The following is a 17,588-nucleotide window of genomic DNA, read 5'->3' as shown; positions in this document are numbered from 1 at the left end:
ATCACCGACTTTCGCGCATTGTGCTCACCCGCGCGGTAGGGTCCTTCCATGGCCGCCCGGGGTCGCATCGACTTGCGACTCGCCACGCAGGTGTTGGTGCTGCAGCTCGTCGTCGTGACGCTGACGTTGATCATCGCGTTCGTGTTGTTCGCCGTTTTCAACCGCGCGCGCCTGGACAGTCAATACCACGTCCACTCCACGGATATCGCCCGTGTGGTGGCCTCATCCCCCACGGTGATCACCAACATCGCTCGTTACGACACTGGGCCGCTGACCCCGAGCCCGGAACTGGTCGGCGAGCTTGCCACCGGTCCGATCCAAGGCGTTGCGACCCGGGTTCAACAACGCACCCATGTGGCGTTCGTCGTCATCGCCAACGCAAGCGGCATCAGGGTCGCGGATCCCCAACGCGACAGGTTGGGTCTGCCTGTCCAGGCCGACATCGCCCCGTCGCTGGCCGGACATGAGATGACGTCGCATGACGACACTGTTCTCGGGCGCGCGATCGTGGCGAAAGTCCCGGTGTTCGAGCCAGGCTCCAATCGGGTGCTGGGGGTGGTCATCGTGGGCCTCTCCACCAAGGCGTTCGACGAGCAGTTTTCGAAGAACCTGGTCGTGCTGGGCGCGATGGCTGGTGCCCTGCTGCTGATCTCGGTCGGCGGTTCGGTGCTATTGGCCCGCCGGTGGCGAGGGCTGACCCTGGGTTTGCGGCCGGCCGAGATCACCGAGCTGGTGCGCAGTCAGGCGGCGGTGTTGCAGGGCATCGGCGAGGGTGTGCTCGCGACCGACACGGCCGGCAGGACGACCTTCGTCAACGACGAGGCGTGCCGGCTGCTCGAGATCGGCAACGAAACGGGCCGGCCCGTCGACCAGATCGGGTTGACCCCGCGGGTGCTCGACGTGCTCGACGCGTCCGATGCGACCCCAACGCTGGCGACGGTCGGCGAGCGCATCGTCGTGGTCTCGGCGCGGCCGGTGTCGCGCGAAGGACGCCCGCTGGGAACCGTTTTGGTGGTGCGGGACCGGACCGACGTCGAGTCGCTGACCCGCCAGCTCGACGCGGTGCAGGTGATGAGCACGGTGTTGCGCGCGCAGCGCCATGAGTTCGCCAACCGCCTGCACCTGCTGACAGGGCTGTTGCACGGCGGTCACGTCGAGGAGGGCCTGCAATATCTCGAAGAGCTCCTCGGGTCGGGCCCGCTGGGCTCGGCGCTGCCCGGCATCGACGCCATCCGCGACGCCTACCTGCAGGCGTTCCTCGCGGCCAAGGGCGCCGCCGCCCGCGAAGCCGGCGTGACGCTGACGATCGGTGAAAACACGTGGGTGTCCGGCCGGCTTGTGCTGCCGGTCGACGTCACCACCGTTGTCGGCAACCTGCTCGACAACGCCATCGACGCGGCCCGCACGAGCGACAACACCACCAAGCAGGTGGAAGTCGAACTGCTGCAAGAGGGTACGACGCTGCACATCACGGTCGCCGACAGCGGCGACGGCGTCGCGCCCGAGTTCATCGAGCACCTTTTCACCGAGGGCACGTCGACCAAGCCGGACTCCGGAATACCGGGCGGGCGCGGCATCGGGCTGGCGTTGTCGCGGCAGATCAGCCGCGCCCTCGGTGGCGACCTGTGGTTGGCCAGTCCCGGCAATCCGGAGCTGGCGCTGCGCGGCGCGGAATTCATCGCCCGGCTCCCGGGCGTGATGGTTGAGGAGGCGCAATGGGCGACGCAGACCTGACGGTGCTCGTGGTCGACGACGATTTCCGCGTCGCCAATCTGCACGCCGAGGTCGTCAACACGCTGCCCGGCTTCACGGTGGCCGCCACCGTGAACACGCTCGAGGCCGCGCGGGGCGCCCCCGCCGTCGACCTGGCGCTGGTCGACGTGTACCTGCCCGACGGCTCCGGAATCGACTTCGTCCGCGAATTGCCCGGGGACAGCATGGTGTTGACGGCCGCGACCGAGGCGGCCACCATCCGCGCCGCCATGTCGGCGGGCGCGCTGAGCTATCTTGTCAAGCCGTTCGCGACGACCGAGCTGGCCGCGCGGTTGGCCGGCTACGCGCGCTACCGCAAGATTCTGGCGAGCCCCAACCTGAGCTCCAGCGACGTGGACGCGGCACTGGATGCGCTGCGCCCGCGGATCGCTCCAGCGGTGCCCCCCACCATCGCGGCGTCCTCAACCAAACAGCTTGTGCTGCAAGCCCTGCTGGCATCGGAGAAACCGATGTCGGCGGCCGAGGTGTCCGCCGCGATCGGGATATCGCGGGCAACCGCCCAACGGTATCTGGCGGGCCTGGCCACCACCGGCGACGTCTCCGTCGGGCTCCGGTACGGCACCACGGGACGCCCGGAGCAGGAGTTCGCGGCCAAGGACAAGCGGCCCATTCGCCGCTAATCCCGGGCCGAGCAGACGCAAACTCGCACTGTCGCGGCCGAATTCATGCGAGTCTGCGTCTGCTCGCGGCGGTTCTTGGCGGGCCACCAGTTGGCCTTTCCGATCATCGCGGCCAGGGCCGGCACCGTGACGGTGCGCACCACGAAGGTGTCGATCAAAATGCCCATGCCGATGATGAATCCGGTCTGCACCATGGTCGAGAGGCTGCCGAACAGCAGGCCGGACATCGACGCGGCGAAGATGATGCCGGCCGAGGTGATGACGCCGCCCGTCGAGCGGACCGCGCGGATGATGCCCGAGCGCACGCCCGTGCGCGACTCCTCACGAATTCGCGTGATCAGCAGCAGGTTGTAGTCCGCCCCGACCGCGACCAACACGATGAACGCCGTCGCCTGCACGTTCCAGTAGATCGGCTGGTGGAGCACGAACTGGAAGAAGACCACCCCGACCCCCACCGCCGAGAGGAACGAGATCACCACGGATGCAATGAGGTACAGCGGCGCCACGATCGCGCGCAGCAGCAGGATGAGGATGACGAAGACGATGAGCAGCGTCATGATCACGATTAGGCGGACGTCGTGGTCGTAGTAGCCGCGGATCGCGCTGTACATCGCGGTCGTCCCGACCATCGATATCGACGCGTCCGCCAGCGAGGTGTTGGGCTGTGCGCCGCGCGCCGTGTCGAGGATCGACGCGACCTGATCCATCGCGGCCGTGCTGAACGGGTCGAATTTCGTTTCGACGAGGTAGCGCGCCGAATGCCCGTCGGGCGAGATGAACAGCTTGGCGGCGTTCTTGAAGTCGTTCGAGGTGAGCACCTGGGGCGGAATGTACATGCCCGCCATGGACTGCTGCGTCGCGTCGCGCTTCATCGACAGCAGCAGGTCGGCCGCCTGGTTCATCCCGGCGCCCATCCGCTTGGTCTGGTCGACCAGTGTCCGCACGCCGTCGGCCAGCTGCCGGCTGCCGTCGGCCAGCTGGTCGGCGACCGCCTGCAGGCGGGCGATCTTCTGCGCCATGCCGGCGGTGTTGCCGCCGGCGGCCCGCAGGCTGTTGGATGCCGTCGCCAACAACGCGGTCATGCCCTGCACGGCCGCCTGCACGCCCTGGGTCGCGGGTGGTGCGGCGAAACCCGTTGCGGCGACGGCGTTGGCGAGCGTAGACACGGAGCCGTTCGCGAGCCCGCGCACGTTGTCCATGAGGTTGGCCGCCGCGCCGAGCTGCTGCTGGGCGTTGTTCAGCGTCGCGGTGAGCTGGGCCATGGGCCCGCTGGCGCCGCGGATTTGGTCGCGAACCTGAGCCAGGCTTGCCGCCAGCTGGTCGGCGCCGCGGGTCAGCGCGTCGAGGTCGCCGCTCCGGTCGCTGATCTGCGTCGAGGCGTCTTCGAGCTTGGAACCCACCGCCCCGGCCTGGGAGCTGAGCTTGGCCTGATCGAGCGGCTGGCCGTCGGGCCGCGTGATGCCGCGCACCGCGGCGATGTCGGGCAACTGGGACACACGCTGCGCCATCTGGTCCAGGTCGGCCAGGGAGCGCGACGTCCGCAGGTCACGCGGCGAGCGGATGTAGATGTATTGCGGCAGCAGCGCGCTGGTTGAAAAGTGGTTCTCCATCGCGGTGAAGCCGACGTTGCTCGGCGCCGACTGCGGCAATTGCAGGCGGTCGTTGAAGGTGGGGCGAAGAAAGGCCGCGCAGCCGGCCAGTGCGACCAACACCGAAAGGCTCACCAGCAGATGCGTTTTGGGCCGTCGAACCAGGTGGACCGCGGAACGCCGCCACAGGCGGCCGGTCAGCGGCGGCCGCGGCGCCACCCATCCGCGCCGGCCGGCCAGCACCAGGATGGCGGGCAATAGCGTGACGGCGGCAAGGAACGCGATCGCGATCGAAATGGCAAGCGCCGGGCCGATACTCGTGAACGCGGGCAGGCGGGTGAAGACCATGCCGAGGAAGGTGACGGCCACGGTTGCCGCGGATCCGGCGATCACCTCCCCGATGGAACTCAGCGCCTTTCGCACCGCCAGGTCGGAGTCGGCGCCGGACCGGATGTACTCGTGGTAACGGCTGATCAGGAAGACGGCATAGTCGGTGCCGGCCCCGAAGATCATGGCCGTCATCAACCCGATCGTCAGCGCGGAGATGCCGAGCCCGACCTGCGCCAGCGCGGACACCACGCCCTGGGCCGACGCCACCGAGACGCCGATGGTGATCAACGGCAGCAGGACGGTCACCGGCCGCCGGTAGATCACCAGCAGGATGATCAGCACGAACAACGCGGTGACGATCTCCGTGGTGTGCAAGTCGCGGGTGGTGACCAGCGACATGTCACCGACCATGGCGGCCTGCCCGGTCACGTCCGCCGTCAGCTGGGTGCCCGCGCTGGAGCGCTTGACGCTGTCCGTGATCCGTTGGTACGCCCGCGAAGACTCGGGAGACCCGGCGGGCGCGCGCAGCATCACCGCGAGGTAGTACGCCTTGTTGTCCGCGCTGACCATCAGCGGGCGCAGGGCGGGCGTGGTCATGACGTCCTGCACGCCGGTCACGTCGCGGGTGTCGTCACGCAGCGTGGCGGCCAGCCGGCGGTAGGCGTCGTCATCGGCCGGCTGCAGCCCCCGGTTGTCGGTCAGCACGACGATCAGGACGTTCTGGGCGGATTCCCCGAAGTCCTCTGCCATTTGCTCGGCCGCGGCCATCGCCTTGGGGGGCAGCGGTTGCACCGTCTGGCCTTCGACCACCTTCGTCAGCGGGGGGAACGCCACGGCCAGCACGGCCACCACGGCGGCCCAGGCGGCGATCACGAGCCAGGGCACGCGCACGGCGAAGCTGCCCAGCGCCCCAAACACGCCGGCGCCTGCCGTGGCGGTAGCGGACTGGTTGGTCATGGTGAAACCCCCTCATCGTCGGGCCGCGAATGACTTTCGCCTGGTTAAACCGAATTTATGGCGCCCCGACGGCCGCGTCTCGCTTGTCGGCAATAGTCGGAATTAGCCGCGATTCCACGGTTTTGCGCGTTGTGCTCGCCGTCGCGGGGCACGCAAAGCCGATCCTGGCGTCGAGCGAGAGGTCGCTCAGCGCGTCCGAAAGGTCCTGGCGCAAACCGTCATTGGAGTTTGGGCGGCCCGGTTGATACGCGACGACCGAGACGAAGACCTGCCCGTTCGCCCGTCCGGACGCCAGGGACAGCATTCCGCCGAACCGGTCCATGACGGCCGTGGTCGCGTCGGGGTGGGGCGCCTTGATCGCGAAGTGGTCGGCGTCCGTGCCGTCCGGGCGGCACACGGCCGGGTGGAGGTCGCCGATGTTGGAGGCGACGACGGCGGTGGGGCTCCCGGCCGCCACGCCGACGATGCGCCGGATCAGCCGCCGCGGCATGAGGGGAACCAGGGGCAGCAGTTCGCGCCGCTGGTCGGGCGTGTCCCGAAGCCGCGTCAGCGCGCGCTTGGTCGCGGCCCGCATCTCACGCAGGTCGGTCGCTGCGGGGTCGACGGCGACGTCGGCGTTGGCGACGGCGTTGGCGCGGGTGTCGCCCGCGGTGCGCTCGTTGACGGGGATCGACAGGGTGACCCGGCCGTCGTCGGTGACGCGTCCCGCGCGCCGGGCCAGCCGGGCGGCCAGCCCCGCGAGCAGGGTGTTGCTGGTCCCGCCGAGCGATGCCGCGCGGGCGTCCCACTCGGCGGCGTCGACGAAGACGGTTTCCGTTGGGAGCGTGACGGGTCGGTCCGGGCCGGCGGGGAGCACCCGCGGCCGCCCGGCCTGCGCGGCGCCGGCCCGCGCCTGCCGCGCCACGCCGGCCAGGGCCCGGGCGATGCCCGGGATGTCGCGCGCGGTTTGGCGGGTGTCCTCGCGCAGCGCCTGCCACCGCCCGCGCGACGCCGCGGCGGGCCAGCTGATGCGATCGGGTCGGCCGCAAGCCGCGTCCGCCAGCGCGTCGCACAGCCCGATGCCGTCGGTGAGGGCGTGCGGGATGACCAGGCTGACGCCCGCGCCGCCCTCGGTGAACGGCAGCATCGCGAGGTGCCACTCGGGTCCGCGCTCGGCATCCAGCGGCGTCGCCGCCTGACCGCGCAGCCAGGCGTCGAACTCGGCGCGCGGCCTTGGTGTGGCGACGATCTCCAGCCGGGACCGGCCGCTGGTCGAGACCCAGCGGTCGCGGCCGAACGGCAGGGCCGATCGTTCGATGCGCCGCGACAGCCGGCCCCGCAACAGGTTCCGGTGAAATCGCCGCAGGCCGTCGACGTCGATCTCCCGGTCGTACACCCAGACGCACTGCAGCTGGCCGAGGACGCCGGTCGCCCGGTCCAGGCTGGAGAAGGTCTGGTCGAACAGGTCGAGTGTGTTGTTCATTGTCTTCACTCCTTATCGGTCAGATCGCTTGGGCCGCGAGGGGACGCGACCAGTCCTCGATGAGGTTGAGCGAGAACTCGTCGAAGACGCTCGAAAGGGCTTGGCGCAGCAGGTCCTTCGAGTTGGGCCGGCCCGGCTGGTACGCCTGCACCGAGACGAAGACCTGCCCGTTCACCCGCGCCGACAGCAGGGCCAGCACGCCGCCGACGCGATGCAGCGTCGCCTCGGTCATGCCCGGGTAAAGCGATGTCACCCAGACGAAGTCCGCGTCGGTGCCGTCGGGCCGGTTCACCTGCGCCGGGGCGGCGCCGATGTTGGACGAGACGACGCCGGTCGCGTTGCCGGTGGCGACCCCGACGCACCGCTTGGCCAGCCGCTTGGGCAACAGCGGGACGAGGGGCAGCAGCGCCTCCCGCTCGTCGGGCGCCTCGTGACGCTGGACCAGCGCGTGCTTGATGGCCGCGCGGATCTCGCGCAGGTCGGTCGCGGCGGGCGCGGGGTCGACCGTGACGTCGACGTTGGCGACGGCGTTGGCGCGGGTGTCGTCCGCGGTGCGCTCGCTGACGGGGATCGACAGGGTGACCGATCCGTCCGCGCCGATCCGTCCCACCCGCTGGGCGAGTCGGGCGGCGAGGCCGGCGAGCAGCGCGTTGCTGGTCCCGCCGAGGGCGTCCGCGCGGGCGTCCCACTCGTCGGCGTCGATGAAGATCGTCGCCGTCGGGATGGTGATCGGCTGGTCCGCGCCGGCGGGCGGTTCGGGCGGCGCGATCGGTGCGGCGCCCGAGCGGTGGCGCCGCGCGAGTCGTGCGGCGGCGGCCGCCGCGACCATCGCGCGCCCGATGTTCGGGACGTCGCGGGCGGCTTGGCGGGCGTCCTCGCGCAGGGCCCGCCACCTCCGGCGCGACCCCGCGGCGGGCCAGTCGATGGCGCTGTCGTAACCGCAAGCCGCTTCCACCACCGCCAGGCAGCCCGCCATGCCGTCGGCGAGGCTGTGAAGGGCGACCAGGCTGACGCCGGCGCCGCCGTCGGTGAACGGGAGCACCGCGAGATGCCAGCCGGGCCCGCGCTGGGCATCCAGCGGCGTGGCGGCCTGCTCGCGTAGCCAGGCGTCGAATTCTTCGCGCGGCCGCGGCGTCGCGACGATCTCGAGCTCGGACTCGCCGCTGGGCGACACCCAACGGTGACGGCCGAACGGCAGGGCCGAGCGTTCGATGCGGCGCGACAGCCGCCCCCGCTGGAGGTGACGGTGGAACCGGCGCAGGCCGTCGATGTCGACGGCGCGGTTGTACACCCAGACGCACTGCCCGACGCTGGTGACGTTGGTCGCCTCCTCGAATCGGAAGACGGTCTGGTCGAACAGATCGAGTACGTTGCTCATTTCGGTTGGTCCTTTCTGTGTTAGAGGCTGATTACCGGGATGCCGTGATTCGAATTGGCGTGCTCCGCAACGGCATCCACCCAATCCGAGGTGGTGTTGACGGCGTACGCGAACGCCTGGGTCAGTGCCGCGAGGTAGCGATGCACCGACTTGCGGGCCGTCGCGTTGTCCGGGAAGGAAATCGTCGCGGTGGTCTTGTCGGTCTGCCGGTTGATCCACAGGTTGATTCCGCCGTGCGACAGGCTGTCGGCGTAGGTTCCGAAGTTGGTCTGCTCGAACAGGGTGGCGGCGGGGATCTTGCGAAAGTCCATGAAAGACACCATCATTGCGCTCGCGGTGGGCGGCGCGATCCCCAGCGGGGTCGCCAGCTCCAGCGCTCGTTCGACCGGCACCCCCGCGAGGTGCTTGGCGTCGTCGTATGACTTCTGGGCCGCCCGCGCCGCCTCGGCGAACGTGGTGGCGCCGATCGGCACGGTGACCGGAACCAGGTTGGCGAACCAACCCACGGTCATCGCGTCGACACCTGCCGTCCGCGTGTCGTACGCCGTGAAACCGTGGTAGGTCTCGGTGCCGGTGAACTCGTGCTCGGCCAGGGCCGCGCACGCCAGCACTCCCCCGCTGAACCGGGCGCCGGCCGCGTCGCAGGCGAATTCGAAGGACTCCGTCGCGGCGGCGTCCAGCAGGTCGACCGTCAGGAAGGCACCCTTGTTGCCGGCCTCGGTGTCGCCGACCGGAAGCGGGAAGCTCGGCCAGTCGCCACGGGTGTCTTGCGCGAACTCGATCCAGCCCCGGATCCCCGCGGAGGACGCGGTCAGGCTCGCCACCTGCTCGCGCTGCCGCGCGGCGTAGCTGCGGTAGCTCGCGATGCCCGGGAGGACGGGGGCCTCCGTGGCTTCGTCGCCGCCCTGGGACAGCTGCTCGTACATCAGGTTGATGTCGAAGAAGATCAGGCCGGCGGACATGCCGTCGATGTGCAGGTGGTCGATGCTGGCGTAGAACGTGAAGTAGTCGGCGTGCTGGATGACGCCGAACGTGAAGCAGTCCCACTCAAGCGTTTCCGGCGTGGTCGTCAGGGCGTGCGCCCGTATTTGCTCGGTGTCCATCGGCCCGAAGTCGGTCGGCACCAGGTCGATGACGGCGGGGTCGTCGATCATCCGGCGGACCGGGACGCCGTCGCGAAATTCGAACCAATCGTGGTAGGCGTCGTGGCGACGGACGTGCGCATTGATCGTCTCGGTCATCGTCCGGATGTCGCAGACACCCGGCATGTCCCAGGCCACCACCATCAACCGGGGCAGCCGAACGGCCTTCGCTTTTGCCTCGTAGGCCGCACGAAGGTGGCGGCTGCGCTGGTAGGTCGGCGCCAGATCGCTGCGCCGCGCGTCCCGGGCCGCCGCCCGCGCCGCGGGCGAAGCCGTCCACGTGATAACCGAGCCGTCGCCGGGCTGCCATCCGTTGATGCCGCCGAGTGTGACCATTTTCCCCGTCCCTTTGTGATGCCGCGGATTTCCGGCGAATTCCCTTCGCGCTAGCGCGGATTGGGTTTCTGCGCGGCATTCGTGCGGCGTATTCGGTTGTTTGCTGAAACCGAACTTACGGCGCGGCGGGACCCCTGTCGCCGTTGTGGGCGATAGTCGAAATAAGCGACGATTACGTGCTTTTGCGCATTGTGCTCAGCAGGGCGCGCGGCCCGTTAAGAGGTCAGGTCGGGAGCTACAGCCCCGGCTGATCTTCGATGATGCCCAGCCAGATCTGCGCCACGTCGATGGCCACCTTCTCGCTGATGAAGGCGTGCTGCGTTCCGGTGTAGATGTCGCGGAAGGCGCGCTCCAGGCGGCTGCCCTCGCGGATCGAGCTGGTGCCCGCCACCAGGTGCGCCCACTCGGCGCAGGCCCGGGCCGTGTCGGTCGCGTAGACGGCGGCCACCCGCATGTCGGCCCGCAGGGCCGGCGTCAGGTCGTCGCCCGCGGCGACGGCGGCCTCGGCGGTGGTGAACGCGTCGAGCACCAGCAGGCGGGCGGCGCGCCAGGCGGCCCGGTGGTGCGCCAGCCCCTTCTGGAACGTCGGGCGGCTGGCCAGCGCCGCCATGTCGCTCATCCGGAACTTCGTGGCGGCCAGCTCCTGGACGTCGTCGAGCATGCTCTTGGAGACCCCCAACGCCCACGAGGCGTGACCGGCGGCCGTCACGGGCATCAGCCCCATCCGGGTCGCCGGTGACGTGCCCCGGTACGGGTGGCGGACGAACAGCTCGAAGGTGCGGCTGTCGGGCACGAACACGTTCTCGGCGCTGTAGTCATAGGAGCCAGTTCCCTTGAGCCCCTGCACGAACCAGCCGTCGTTGAAGCTGATCTGCTCGCGTGGGATGACGGCGACGCGCATCTCCGGGAAGCCCTCGCTGATCCAACGCATCTCGCCGTTGTCCATCGGAAAAAACCCGGCCGCAACGTACTGCGAGTGGCCGATGCCCGAGCCGAAGTTCCACGACCCGCTCACGGTGTAGCCGCCGTCGACCACGGTCCCCTGCCCGTTGGGAAAGAACTGGCCGCCCAGGGTGACGCGGTTGTCGTGGGCCGTGAACACCTCGGCGAAACCCTCGTCGGGCAGGTACGCCGCGGCCGCGAACGACGAGGGCAGGTTCGCGATGCCGATCCACCCGAACGACCCGTCCTGCCAACCCATTTCGATCCAGGTTTCGATCATCGCCGCGAACGAGGGTTCGACGCCGCCGGCCTCGACGGGGTTGAACGAGGACATCAGCCCGCTGACCCACATCTCGTCGACGATCGCCGGGGTGAGCGTGCGCGCCCGCTCGGACTCGGCGGCTTCGGCCCGCACGAGGTCGCGCATGCCACGGGCCAGCGAGACCACCCGATCGTCCGTGTCGGCTATCGACGTCATTGTCGTTCCCATCATCGGTCGGAGAAAACTGATATCAGTGACCGTAGTTAATACCATTGCTGCGCCTTTGCGGGCGGGCAGTCAGGAATTAGTGCGCGCTGACGGCTTTTCGCGTGTATCCGGGGCGGCTCGCGTCGGCGTGTCGGCGCCCTGAGCGCACACTCAACGCGGTGCCCTACGGTGTGTCTGTGCGCTGGATCGTCGACGGCATGAACGTGATCGGGAGTCGCCCCGACGGTTGGTGGAAGGACCGCGGCCGGGCGATGGTCGCGCTGGTGGAACGGCTCGACCGATGGGCATCGGTCCGAGGAGAGGACGTGACCGTGGTGTTCGAGCGACCGCCGGCGACCGCCATCACGTCATCGGTGATCGAGGTCGCCCATGCCCCGAAGGCGGCGGCGAACTCGGCCGACGATCAGATCGTCCGGCTGGTGCAGGCCGACGCGCGGCCGGAGCAGATTCGGGTGGTGACGTCGGACAAGGGGCTGACCGATCGCATCGCGGCCCTGGGCGCCTCGGCCTACCCCGCGGCGAGCTTCCGCGACCTGATCGACCCGCGCGGCTGATGGCCGTTCAGGGCGGTGACCCCGCGCCGAACCGGGTCTGCGAACTCGCGGGGATCGACGTCCCCATTGTCCAGGCGCCCATGACCTACATCGCCGGCGCGCAGCTGGCCGCCGCGGTCTCCAACGCCGGCGCGCTGGGCATCATCGAGACCACCTCCGACCAGGGCCGGGCCGACGTGCGACGCGTGCGTGAGCTCACCGATCGCGCGGTGGGCGCCAACATCGCACTGCTGTTCAACCGCGATCCGGCCGTCGTGGATCTCTTGGTCGCCAACGACATCCGCTTCGTCACCACCTCGGCGGGCGACCCGGCGCTGTTCACGGATCGCCTCCACGACGCGGGCATCACGGTGTTCCACGTGGTGGGCACGCTGGCCGCCGCCAGGAAAGCCGTCGATGCCGGCGTGGACGGGCTGGTGGTCGAGGGCGTCGAGGGCGGCGGGTTCAAGAATCGATTCGGCGCCTCGACCATGGTGCTGCTACCTCTGGTAGCGGCCCACGTCGACGTGCCCATCGTGGCCGCGGGCGGGATCTGCGACGCGCGCTCCATGGCCGCCGCAATGGTCCTCGGCGCCGACGGCGTGCAGATGGGCACGAGGCTGATGGCCTCGGCGGAGTCGCCGGTGCACGCCAACCTCAAGCGGGCGGTCGTTGGCGCCGACGACACCGCGACCGTGCTGCTGCCCCTCGACGGCAAACGGATGATGCGGGTGATCCGCACCCCGGCCGCCGAAAAGATCGATTCTTCAACGTCTTTCGGGGAGGGCGGCGCGGCGCTGCAACGCGTGCAGCGGCTCTACTTCGACGGCGACATGGACGCCAGCGTCGCCAACACCGGTCAGGTGGCCGGCCGGATCGAGGACATCGCGCCGGCCGCCGACATCATCAAGCGGATGTGGGCCGGGTGCCGCCAGGTGTTGGCCGCCACGGCCGATCGACTGGGACCGGCTACGACGGACGGCTTCTGACGTCGAACTCGACCCGCTCGCCGTCGACCTTGGTGATGCGCATGTGCGCGGTGTACGGCTTGCCCTCCGGGCCGGTGAAGTGACAGTCGAACTCCTGGCCGACCTTGGCCTCCACGCCCGACGGGCAATGCACGTCGGTCGGGTGAAAGCCGGTCTGGCTCGAGACGACGTCGACGACGGACTGCGCCGCGCCGTCGGGCTTGACCGTCGACTTCGCGTGACACGCGGTCAGCACGACCGCCGTTGCGAACATTCCCGCGGCCGCGCGCGCGACAAGTTTCGTCATTGCTCACCCGCCGTTTCAACGGTTGACGATCGCGATGGGATCGTCAGGCTAACACGCGCGTTGCAAACGCGGTCCGCGGTCGTTACCCCGCCGGGGGCCGGTAGTGCGCGGCCGAATTCCGCAGTTGCCAGATCTGCGCGGGGCACAGCAGATTAACCGCGTACGAGACAAGATTCCACCTCGGGCGCCGGTGCGGCATGTGCCCGCCGCACCCGCGCCAGTGTGATCCCGCCTACGGCGGCCACGACGATCAAGGCGGCGGGCCAGGCGTGACCCTTCATGGCCGGCAGCCCCCTACTGCGGCGGCATCGCGGGCGGTGGGTAGACGCCGCGCAAAACCCATGGGAGCCAGTTGATGCCGTATTCGATCTCGTCGCTGGCGTCGTAGTCGGGGCTGGGGTCGATGGGTATGTTCTGCTGCAGTGCCACCACCGGTGGCGGTCCCGCCTGGGGCGCCTTTGGTGCCGGGTTCGGTTGGTTGGGCTGCCCGTAGGTGGCCACCACGACGGTGCGATCCCGGCTGTTTTCCGACCACACCCCGATCTGGGTGTTGGCGCAGTTGGACATGATCGCGAAATCGGCGGGGTTGTCGTACCACTGGTTGAGCAGCTCGATCCCGCTGATCGCGATGGCCGGGTTGATGGCCACGGTTTCGGCGACCTTGCCTTGGAAGCCCGCGGCGTTCGCGCGATCCTGCGGCATGGACCCATCGGAACCGACGTCGCCGTCCAGGTTGCGGTTGTTCAGCACGTCGAGAGCGTGCCACTGGGCGGCCAGTTGCAGTTGCGGGTTGATCTTCACGTCGTTCGTGCAGCCCGCCTGATGTTGAACGGTGTACACGTTGGCGACGACGCCGTCGTTGAGCCGCTTGTTGTCGGCGTGCGCGGCGGGCGAAGGCAGCAGTGCGCCAGCGGACACCGCGGCCAGCGCGGACACGGTTTGCAGTCGATGCGGCATGTCGATCTCCCTGTCTAGACCGGGTCGAATTGCGAGATCAGCCAACGCCCGTCGATCTTGTCGAGCGTCACCCGAAGGCTGGATGCGGTGCTGGTCGGTGCGTCCTGGCCGACGATGATCGTCTGGTTAACGAAGAGCAGCACGACGGCGTGGCGGGCGGTCGCCGACTTCGAGGCGGCGGCCGGGACGGTGGCCACCGCGGAGATCTGCTTCTGCTTTGCACCCGGAATGACCACGTCGTGGGTGAGTTTCGTGTAGGCATCCAGGAACGAACCCGTCAGCCTGGCACTCGCGGCCTCGAGGTCCTTCTGCACGGTGTCAGGCCGGTACGACAACAGCGCGACGGTGCCATCGGTGGCGGCTCGAACCGCTTCCGCGCCGGCGGCGCCGGAGTCGCCCACCGAGCCGTCCTGCCATTTCAAATAGCCTGCCGCGCAGGCCAGTACCAGCGCCAGCCCGGGCAGCAGCCCGCCCGCTACTGCGCGCGACCACCGGATCCGGCGCCGCGCCGTTGCCCCGCCCTCGTCGGGTTGCGTTGGCTCAGTTGGCTTTCCCGCTATCGTGTCGGTGTCGCCGTGCTCGTCCGCGCGGGCCGCCATGATCGCGCTCATGACACGAACCCGACGTTGGAGACTTTGACTTGGTCTCCGACCCTTTGCACGGAGACGCGCATTCGCCACGCGCGCGGGGCCTGGTCCGGTTCGCCCGCGGTCGACGTCTGAACGGACACCGCCACCAGCGCCTGGGCCGTATCCCTCGCTTGCGACTCCAGGGCCGCCTCGGTAATCGTGCCCACCGTGGTCGCTTTCGCCTGCTTGAGCACCTCGATGAAAGGCTGTGCGCGCTTGGCGAAGTCGTTGTAGAAGTCACCGGTCGCGCCGTCCAGGATGCGGTGAACGTCGGCGTCGGCGCGCTGCCAGTCAATCGTCGTCAAGTTGAGTGCGCCCCGTCTTGCCACCTGGAGAAATTGACTTCGCTGAGCCTGTACCTGCTGTGAATGGTGGACGCGAACGCCAAACCATCCGACCATCGCGGCGAGTGTGACCACCACCGCCAGGCCGAATGTCGCCGCACGCCGATGTGTGGACCGGGGTTCGAGCCCGGCCGACGGCGCGGCCTCCGCGCCGTCGCCATCGGCATCGGCATCGGCGATGGACTCGTCCTCTGCCACTTCGGAATCCGCGGATACCGGCATACCGTCCTCCATTCGATCGCGATCGTGTGGTTCGCGGTTACTGTCCGCTGCCCGGCGGCAGCAACATCGCTTGCCACGTCTTGTCTTTCGGTGCGTTTTGCGCCAGATCGGATCGGGTGTACTGATGACCGTCGGGTCCGGTATAGGTTCCGGTCGCCGGGTCGTACTGGGCGGCGGCGACGGGTGGCGGCGGCGCGGCGGGCGGCAGTTGCGGGATGTCCTGACCGGAGAGCGTCCCGTTGGGGTCGCCTTTCCAGTTGTTGCCGTCGTTGAGCGGAACGTACTGTTCGTTGCTCTCGCACATCTTCACGGTGGGTGCCCGCTTGCCGGGCACGGTTTCGCAGGGAGTGTTGCGGGCGCCGCGAACGTTGAGCCACGAGTCCTGCGGCACCCGGCAATACAGGTCGCCCGCCGGGCGGCCCGGGTAGTCCTCAAACGTGGGGATGCGCTGCTGCTGGGCGGGCAGGAAACCCGTCGTGCACGGCGGCGGCAGGTTGAGGTTGAGGTTGAAGCTCAGGTACTGGCCGCGGTATGCCTGCTTGGTATTCAGGTTGGCCACAATGCCGGCCTGGTCGGCGGCGACGGCCATCGGGAACACCACCAGCAGTTGTTCGATGTCGTTCTGGTAGGTCAACGCGACCTGGCCCACGCTGACCAGGTTCGCCAGCAGGATCGGCAACGTCGGTTGCAGGCGCTCGATCAGTTGACGCGTCTCCCCCAAAGCCGGACCGCCCCGGTCGATGACGCCGCCGACGGCCGCGTCATGCGTCTGCAATTCCGTTGTGACCGTGGCCAAGTGCGCTGCCCACCCCGTGATCGCGTCCGATGTGTGAGTCTGCGAATCGAGCACCGGCTGCGCCTGGTCGATCAGCGCGACCAGCGGGTCGAGGTTCTTGCGCGCGTCGATCGCGAGGTTGGACGAACCCGTGATGAGCCGGGAGAGTTCCGGCCCAAGCCCGCCCACCGCGGTGTACGACTCGTCGATCACGGTCCGCAGGTTGTCGCGCGGGATCGCCCCGAGCGCGGTGTTCGCGGCACCGAGCAGGGCGTTGATGTCGGGGGGCACCGAGGTATCGGCGAGCGGAATGACGTCGCCGTCACGCAGCGGCCGCGACGTGCCGTTGCGGGGCAACAACTCGACGTACGTTTCGCCGATCGCCGTGTGGCTGTGCACTTCCGCTTTCAGGTCCGACGGGATGTCGATGCCCGATTTCAGGGACAGCGTCGCTTCGACGCCGGCGTCGGTCAGGCGCACCGATTCGACCCGGCCCACTTCGAAACCGCGATAGGTGACGTTGCCGGTGTCGTACAGTCCGGCGGCTTGCGGCAGCTCCATCCGCACGGTGTAGCGGCCGACGCCGAACAGCATGGCCGGCAGTTTCACGAAGTGCAGGAACGTGATTGCCAGCACCCCCACCGCGATCACGGTGAAGACCGCCAGCTGAATGACGAATCGTCGCTGCAGATGCATCTACGGCCCCTGGTCCTGCCGATAGGGGACGACCAGCGGATTGCCCGGGGTGCCCCGGTAGCCCGCGGTGCACGGGCTGGGGTACTGGCCGATGGTTCGGCCCCACTGCAACTCGAGCTGGGTCAGATGGCACTCCCACCGCGTGCCGGTGAACAATCCCTGATCGATTCGGCTGAGCGTGAGGTCGACGATCGCGGTCAGGTTGGCGTAGTCGCCGCGCTGAAAATTCTCGAACGTCTCGTTCGGGAAGGGGAAGGTGGCCAGCAGGCTGAGCGATCGCGTGAGGCTGGGACCGGCGTTGGCCAGCGATTCCAGGACGGGCCCGACCTGTTGTAATTCCTTGACCAGGTTCGCTTTTGTCTGGTTGACCGAGTCGACGGTCAGCGCGCTGAACTTACCCAGCTGATCGGCCGCCTCGACGAGCTCGCCTCGTTCGTCGTTGAGCACCGCGAGCGCGTCGGGGATGGTCGCCAGGGCCCGATCCAGGACCGGTTGCTGGGCGGCGAACCTACCGACCAGGCCGTTGAGGCTGTCGGTGGCCGCGATGATGTCGCCGGACTGGTCGTTGAGGTACGCGGTGAATTTGTCCAGCTGTCCGATCAGGCCGCGCAGGTCTTGCTCGCGGCCGCGAAACGCGGTGCTCAACGCTTCGGTGATGTCCTGTACCTGACCCAGCCCGCCGCCGTTGAGAACCAGCGACAGCGCCGCCAACGTCTGCTCGGTGCTCGGGTAGGCGCCCCCGTGCGACAGCGGTATGAGCGATCCGTCGCGCAGCTTGCCTTGCGGCGCTTCGCCTTTCGGCAGGCCGAGCTCGATGTGGTAAGAACCCAGCAAGCTGGTCGTGCCGATCTTGGCCGTCGCGTTGGCGGGTAAGTTGACGTTGCCGTCGACGCGCATGCTCACCAAAGCATGCCAGCCCTGGCGCTCGATTTTCGTCACATGGCCGACCGTCACGTCGGCGACGCGCACCCGCGAATTCTGCTGAATGTTGTTGACATCCGGCATCTGCGCCTGGATCACATAGGACCCCGGCCCGTTGCCCTGAGTACCGGGCAGCGGCAGCGAATTCAGCCCGTGCCAGCCGCAGCCGGACAGGCCCGCGACGACCACGATCATCGCCAGGCTCGTCGCCCGGCGC

At 68.8% G+C, this 17,588-nt stretch carries 15 protein-coding genes and 1 pseudogene; 4 read left to right on the top strand and 12 right to left on the bottom strand.

Features of this window, described 5'->3' with window-relative positions:
* The first annotated feature begins 48 nt into the window (after window positions 1–48).
* On the top strand, window positions 49–1,734 hold the full coding sequence (locus AC5Y5E_RS25730; RefSeq protein ID WP_499906065.1) for a sensor histidine kinase: 1,686 nt from the start codon (window positions 49–51) through the stop codon (window positions 1,732–1,734).
* The gene (locus tag AC5Y5E_RS25725; RefSeq protein WP_499906063.1) at window positions 1,716–2,393 is read left to right on the top strand and encodes a response regulator; all 678 of its coding nucleotides are present in this window, start codon (window positions 1,716–1,718) and stop codon (window positions 2,391–2,393) included. Before AC5Y5E_RS25730 ends, AC5Y5E_RS25725 begins: the two co-directional genes overlap by 19 nt.
* On the opposite strand, the gene AC5Y5E_RS25720 is transcribed toward AC5Y5E_RS25725, so the two are convergent.
* The 5 genes from AC5Y5E_RS25720 to AC5Y5E_RS25700 form a co-directional block, all read right to left on the bottom strand.
* The gene (locus tag AC5Y5E_RS25720; RefSeq protein ID WP_499906062.1) at window positions 2,390–5,269 is read right to left on the bottom strand and encodes an MMPL/RND family transporter; all 2,880 of its coding nucleotides are present in this window, start codon (window positions 5,267–5,269) and stop codon (window positions 2,390–2,392) included. The two genes, AC5Y5E_RS25725 and AC5Y5E_RS25720, sit on opposite strands and share 4 nt — an antisense overlap.
* Window positions 5,270–5,324: 55 nt before the next feature.
* On the bottom strand, window positions 5,325–6,731 hold the full coding sequence (locus tag AC5Y5E_RS25715; RefSeq protein WP_499906060.1) for a hypothetical protein: 1,407 nt from the start codon (window positions 6,729–6,731) through the stop codon (window positions 5,325–5,327).
* 19 nt (window positions 6,732–6,750) lie between these two features.
* Window positions 6,751–8,109, bottom strand: a complete 1,359-nt coding sequence (locus AC5Y5E_RS25710; protein ID WP_499906058.1) for a hypothetical protein — start codon at window positions 8,107–8,109, stop codon at window positions 6,751–6,753.
* A 20-nt stretch (window positions 8,110–8,129) separates the two neighbouring features.
* Complete coding sequence (locus tag AC5Y5E_RS25705) at window positions 8,130–9,587, bottom strand: condensation domain-containing protein (RefSeq protein ID WP_499906056.1); 1,458 nt, start codon at window positions 9,585–9,587, stop codon at window positions 8,130–8,132.
* A gap of 235 nt (window positions 9,588–9,822) precedes the next feature.
* Window positions 9,823–11,007 (bottom strand): acyl-CoA dehydrogenase family protein, encoded by a 1,185-nt coding sequence (locus tag AC5Y5E_RS25700; RefSeq protein WP_499906055.1) that lies wholly within the window; start codon window positions 11,005–11,007, stop codon window positions 9,823–9,825.
* 188 nt (window positions 11,008–11,195) lie between these two features.
* Here AC5Y5E_RS25700 and AC5Y5E_RS25695 point away from each other — a divergent pair, with 188 nt between their 5' ends.
* Both AC5Y5E_RS25695 and AC5Y5E_RS25690 read left to right on the top strand, forming a co-directional pair.
* Window positions 11,196–11,573, top strand: coding sequence for an NYN domain-containing protein (locus AC5Y5E_RS25695; RefSeq protein ID WP_499906054.1), 378 nt, complete (start codon window positions 11,196–11,198; stop codon window positions 11,571–11,573).
* Window positions 11,573–12,541: an NAD(P)H-dependent flavin oxidoreductase gene (locus AC5Y5E_RS25690; protein ID WP_499906052.1), complete on the top strand. Its 969-nt coding sequence runs from the start codon at window positions 11,573–11,575 to the stop codon at window positions 12,539–12,541. Before AC5Y5E_RS25695 ends, AC5Y5E_RS25690 begins: the two co-directional genes overlap by 1 nt.
* On the opposite strand, the gene AC5Y5E_RS25685 is transcribed toward AC5Y5E_RS25690, so the two are convergent.
* The 7 genes and pseudogenes from AC5Y5E_RS25685 to AC5Y5E_RS25655 form a co-directional block, all read right to left on the bottom strand.
* Window positions 12,522–12,827: a DUF4333 domain-containing protein gene (locus AC5Y5E_RS25685; RefSeq protein ID WP_499906051.1), complete on the bottom strand. Its 306-nt coding sequence runs from the start codon at window positions 12,825–12,827 to the stop codon at window positions 12,522–12,524. The two genes, AC5Y5E_RS25690 and AC5Y5E_RS25685, sit on opposite strands and share 20 nt — an antisense overlap.
* An 82-nt stretch (window positions 12,828–12,909) precedes the next feature.
* Window positions 12,910–12,999, bottom strand: a pseudogene (locus AC5Y5E_RS25680) (DUF732 domain-containing protein); the annotation flags it as partial.
* 122 nt (window positions 13,000–13,121) lie between these two features.
* The gene (locus tag AC5Y5E_RS25675; RefSeq protein ID WP_499906049.1) at window positions 13,122–13,784 is read right to left on the bottom strand and encodes a CAP domain-containing protein; all 663 of its coding nucleotides are present in this window, start codon (window positions 13,782–13,784) and stop codon (window positions 13,122–13,124) included.
* 14 nt (window positions 13,785–13,798) lie between these two features.
* Window positions 13,799–14,281, bottom strand: coding sequence for an Rv1363c family protein (locus AC5Y5E_RS25670; protein WP_499906391.1), 483 nt, complete (start codon window positions 14,279–14,281; stop codon window positions 13,799–13,801).
* A gap of 110 nt (window positions 14,282–14,391) precedes the next feature.
* Window positions 14,392–14,979, bottom strand: coding sequence for an Rv1363c family protein (locus AC5Y5E_RS25665; RefSeq protein ID WP_499906048.1), 588 nt, complete (start codon window positions 14,977–14,979; stop codon window positions 14,392–14,394).
* Window positions 14,980–15,016: 37 nt separating this feature from the next.
* Window positions 15,017–16,450 (bottom strand): MCE family protein, encoded by a 1,434-nt coding sequence (locus tag AC5Y5E_RS25660; protein ID WP_499906046.1) that lies wholly within the window; start codon window positions 16,448–16,450, stop codon window positions 15,017–15,019.
* The gene (locus AC5Y5E_RS25655) at window positions 16,451–17,566 is read right to left on the bottom strand and encodes a virulence factor Mce family protein (RefSeq protein WP_499906389.1); all 1,116 of its coding nucleotides are present in this window, start codon (window positions 17,564–17,566) and stop codon (window positions 16,451–16,453) included.
* Window positions 17,567–17,588: the final 22 nt, after the last annotated feature.

The organism is Mycobacterium sp. NGS54, assembly GCF_059812465.1.
The sequence above is the reverse complement of the archived record's forward strand: the minus strand, read 5'-3'. Positions and strand labels throughout refer to the sequence as shown.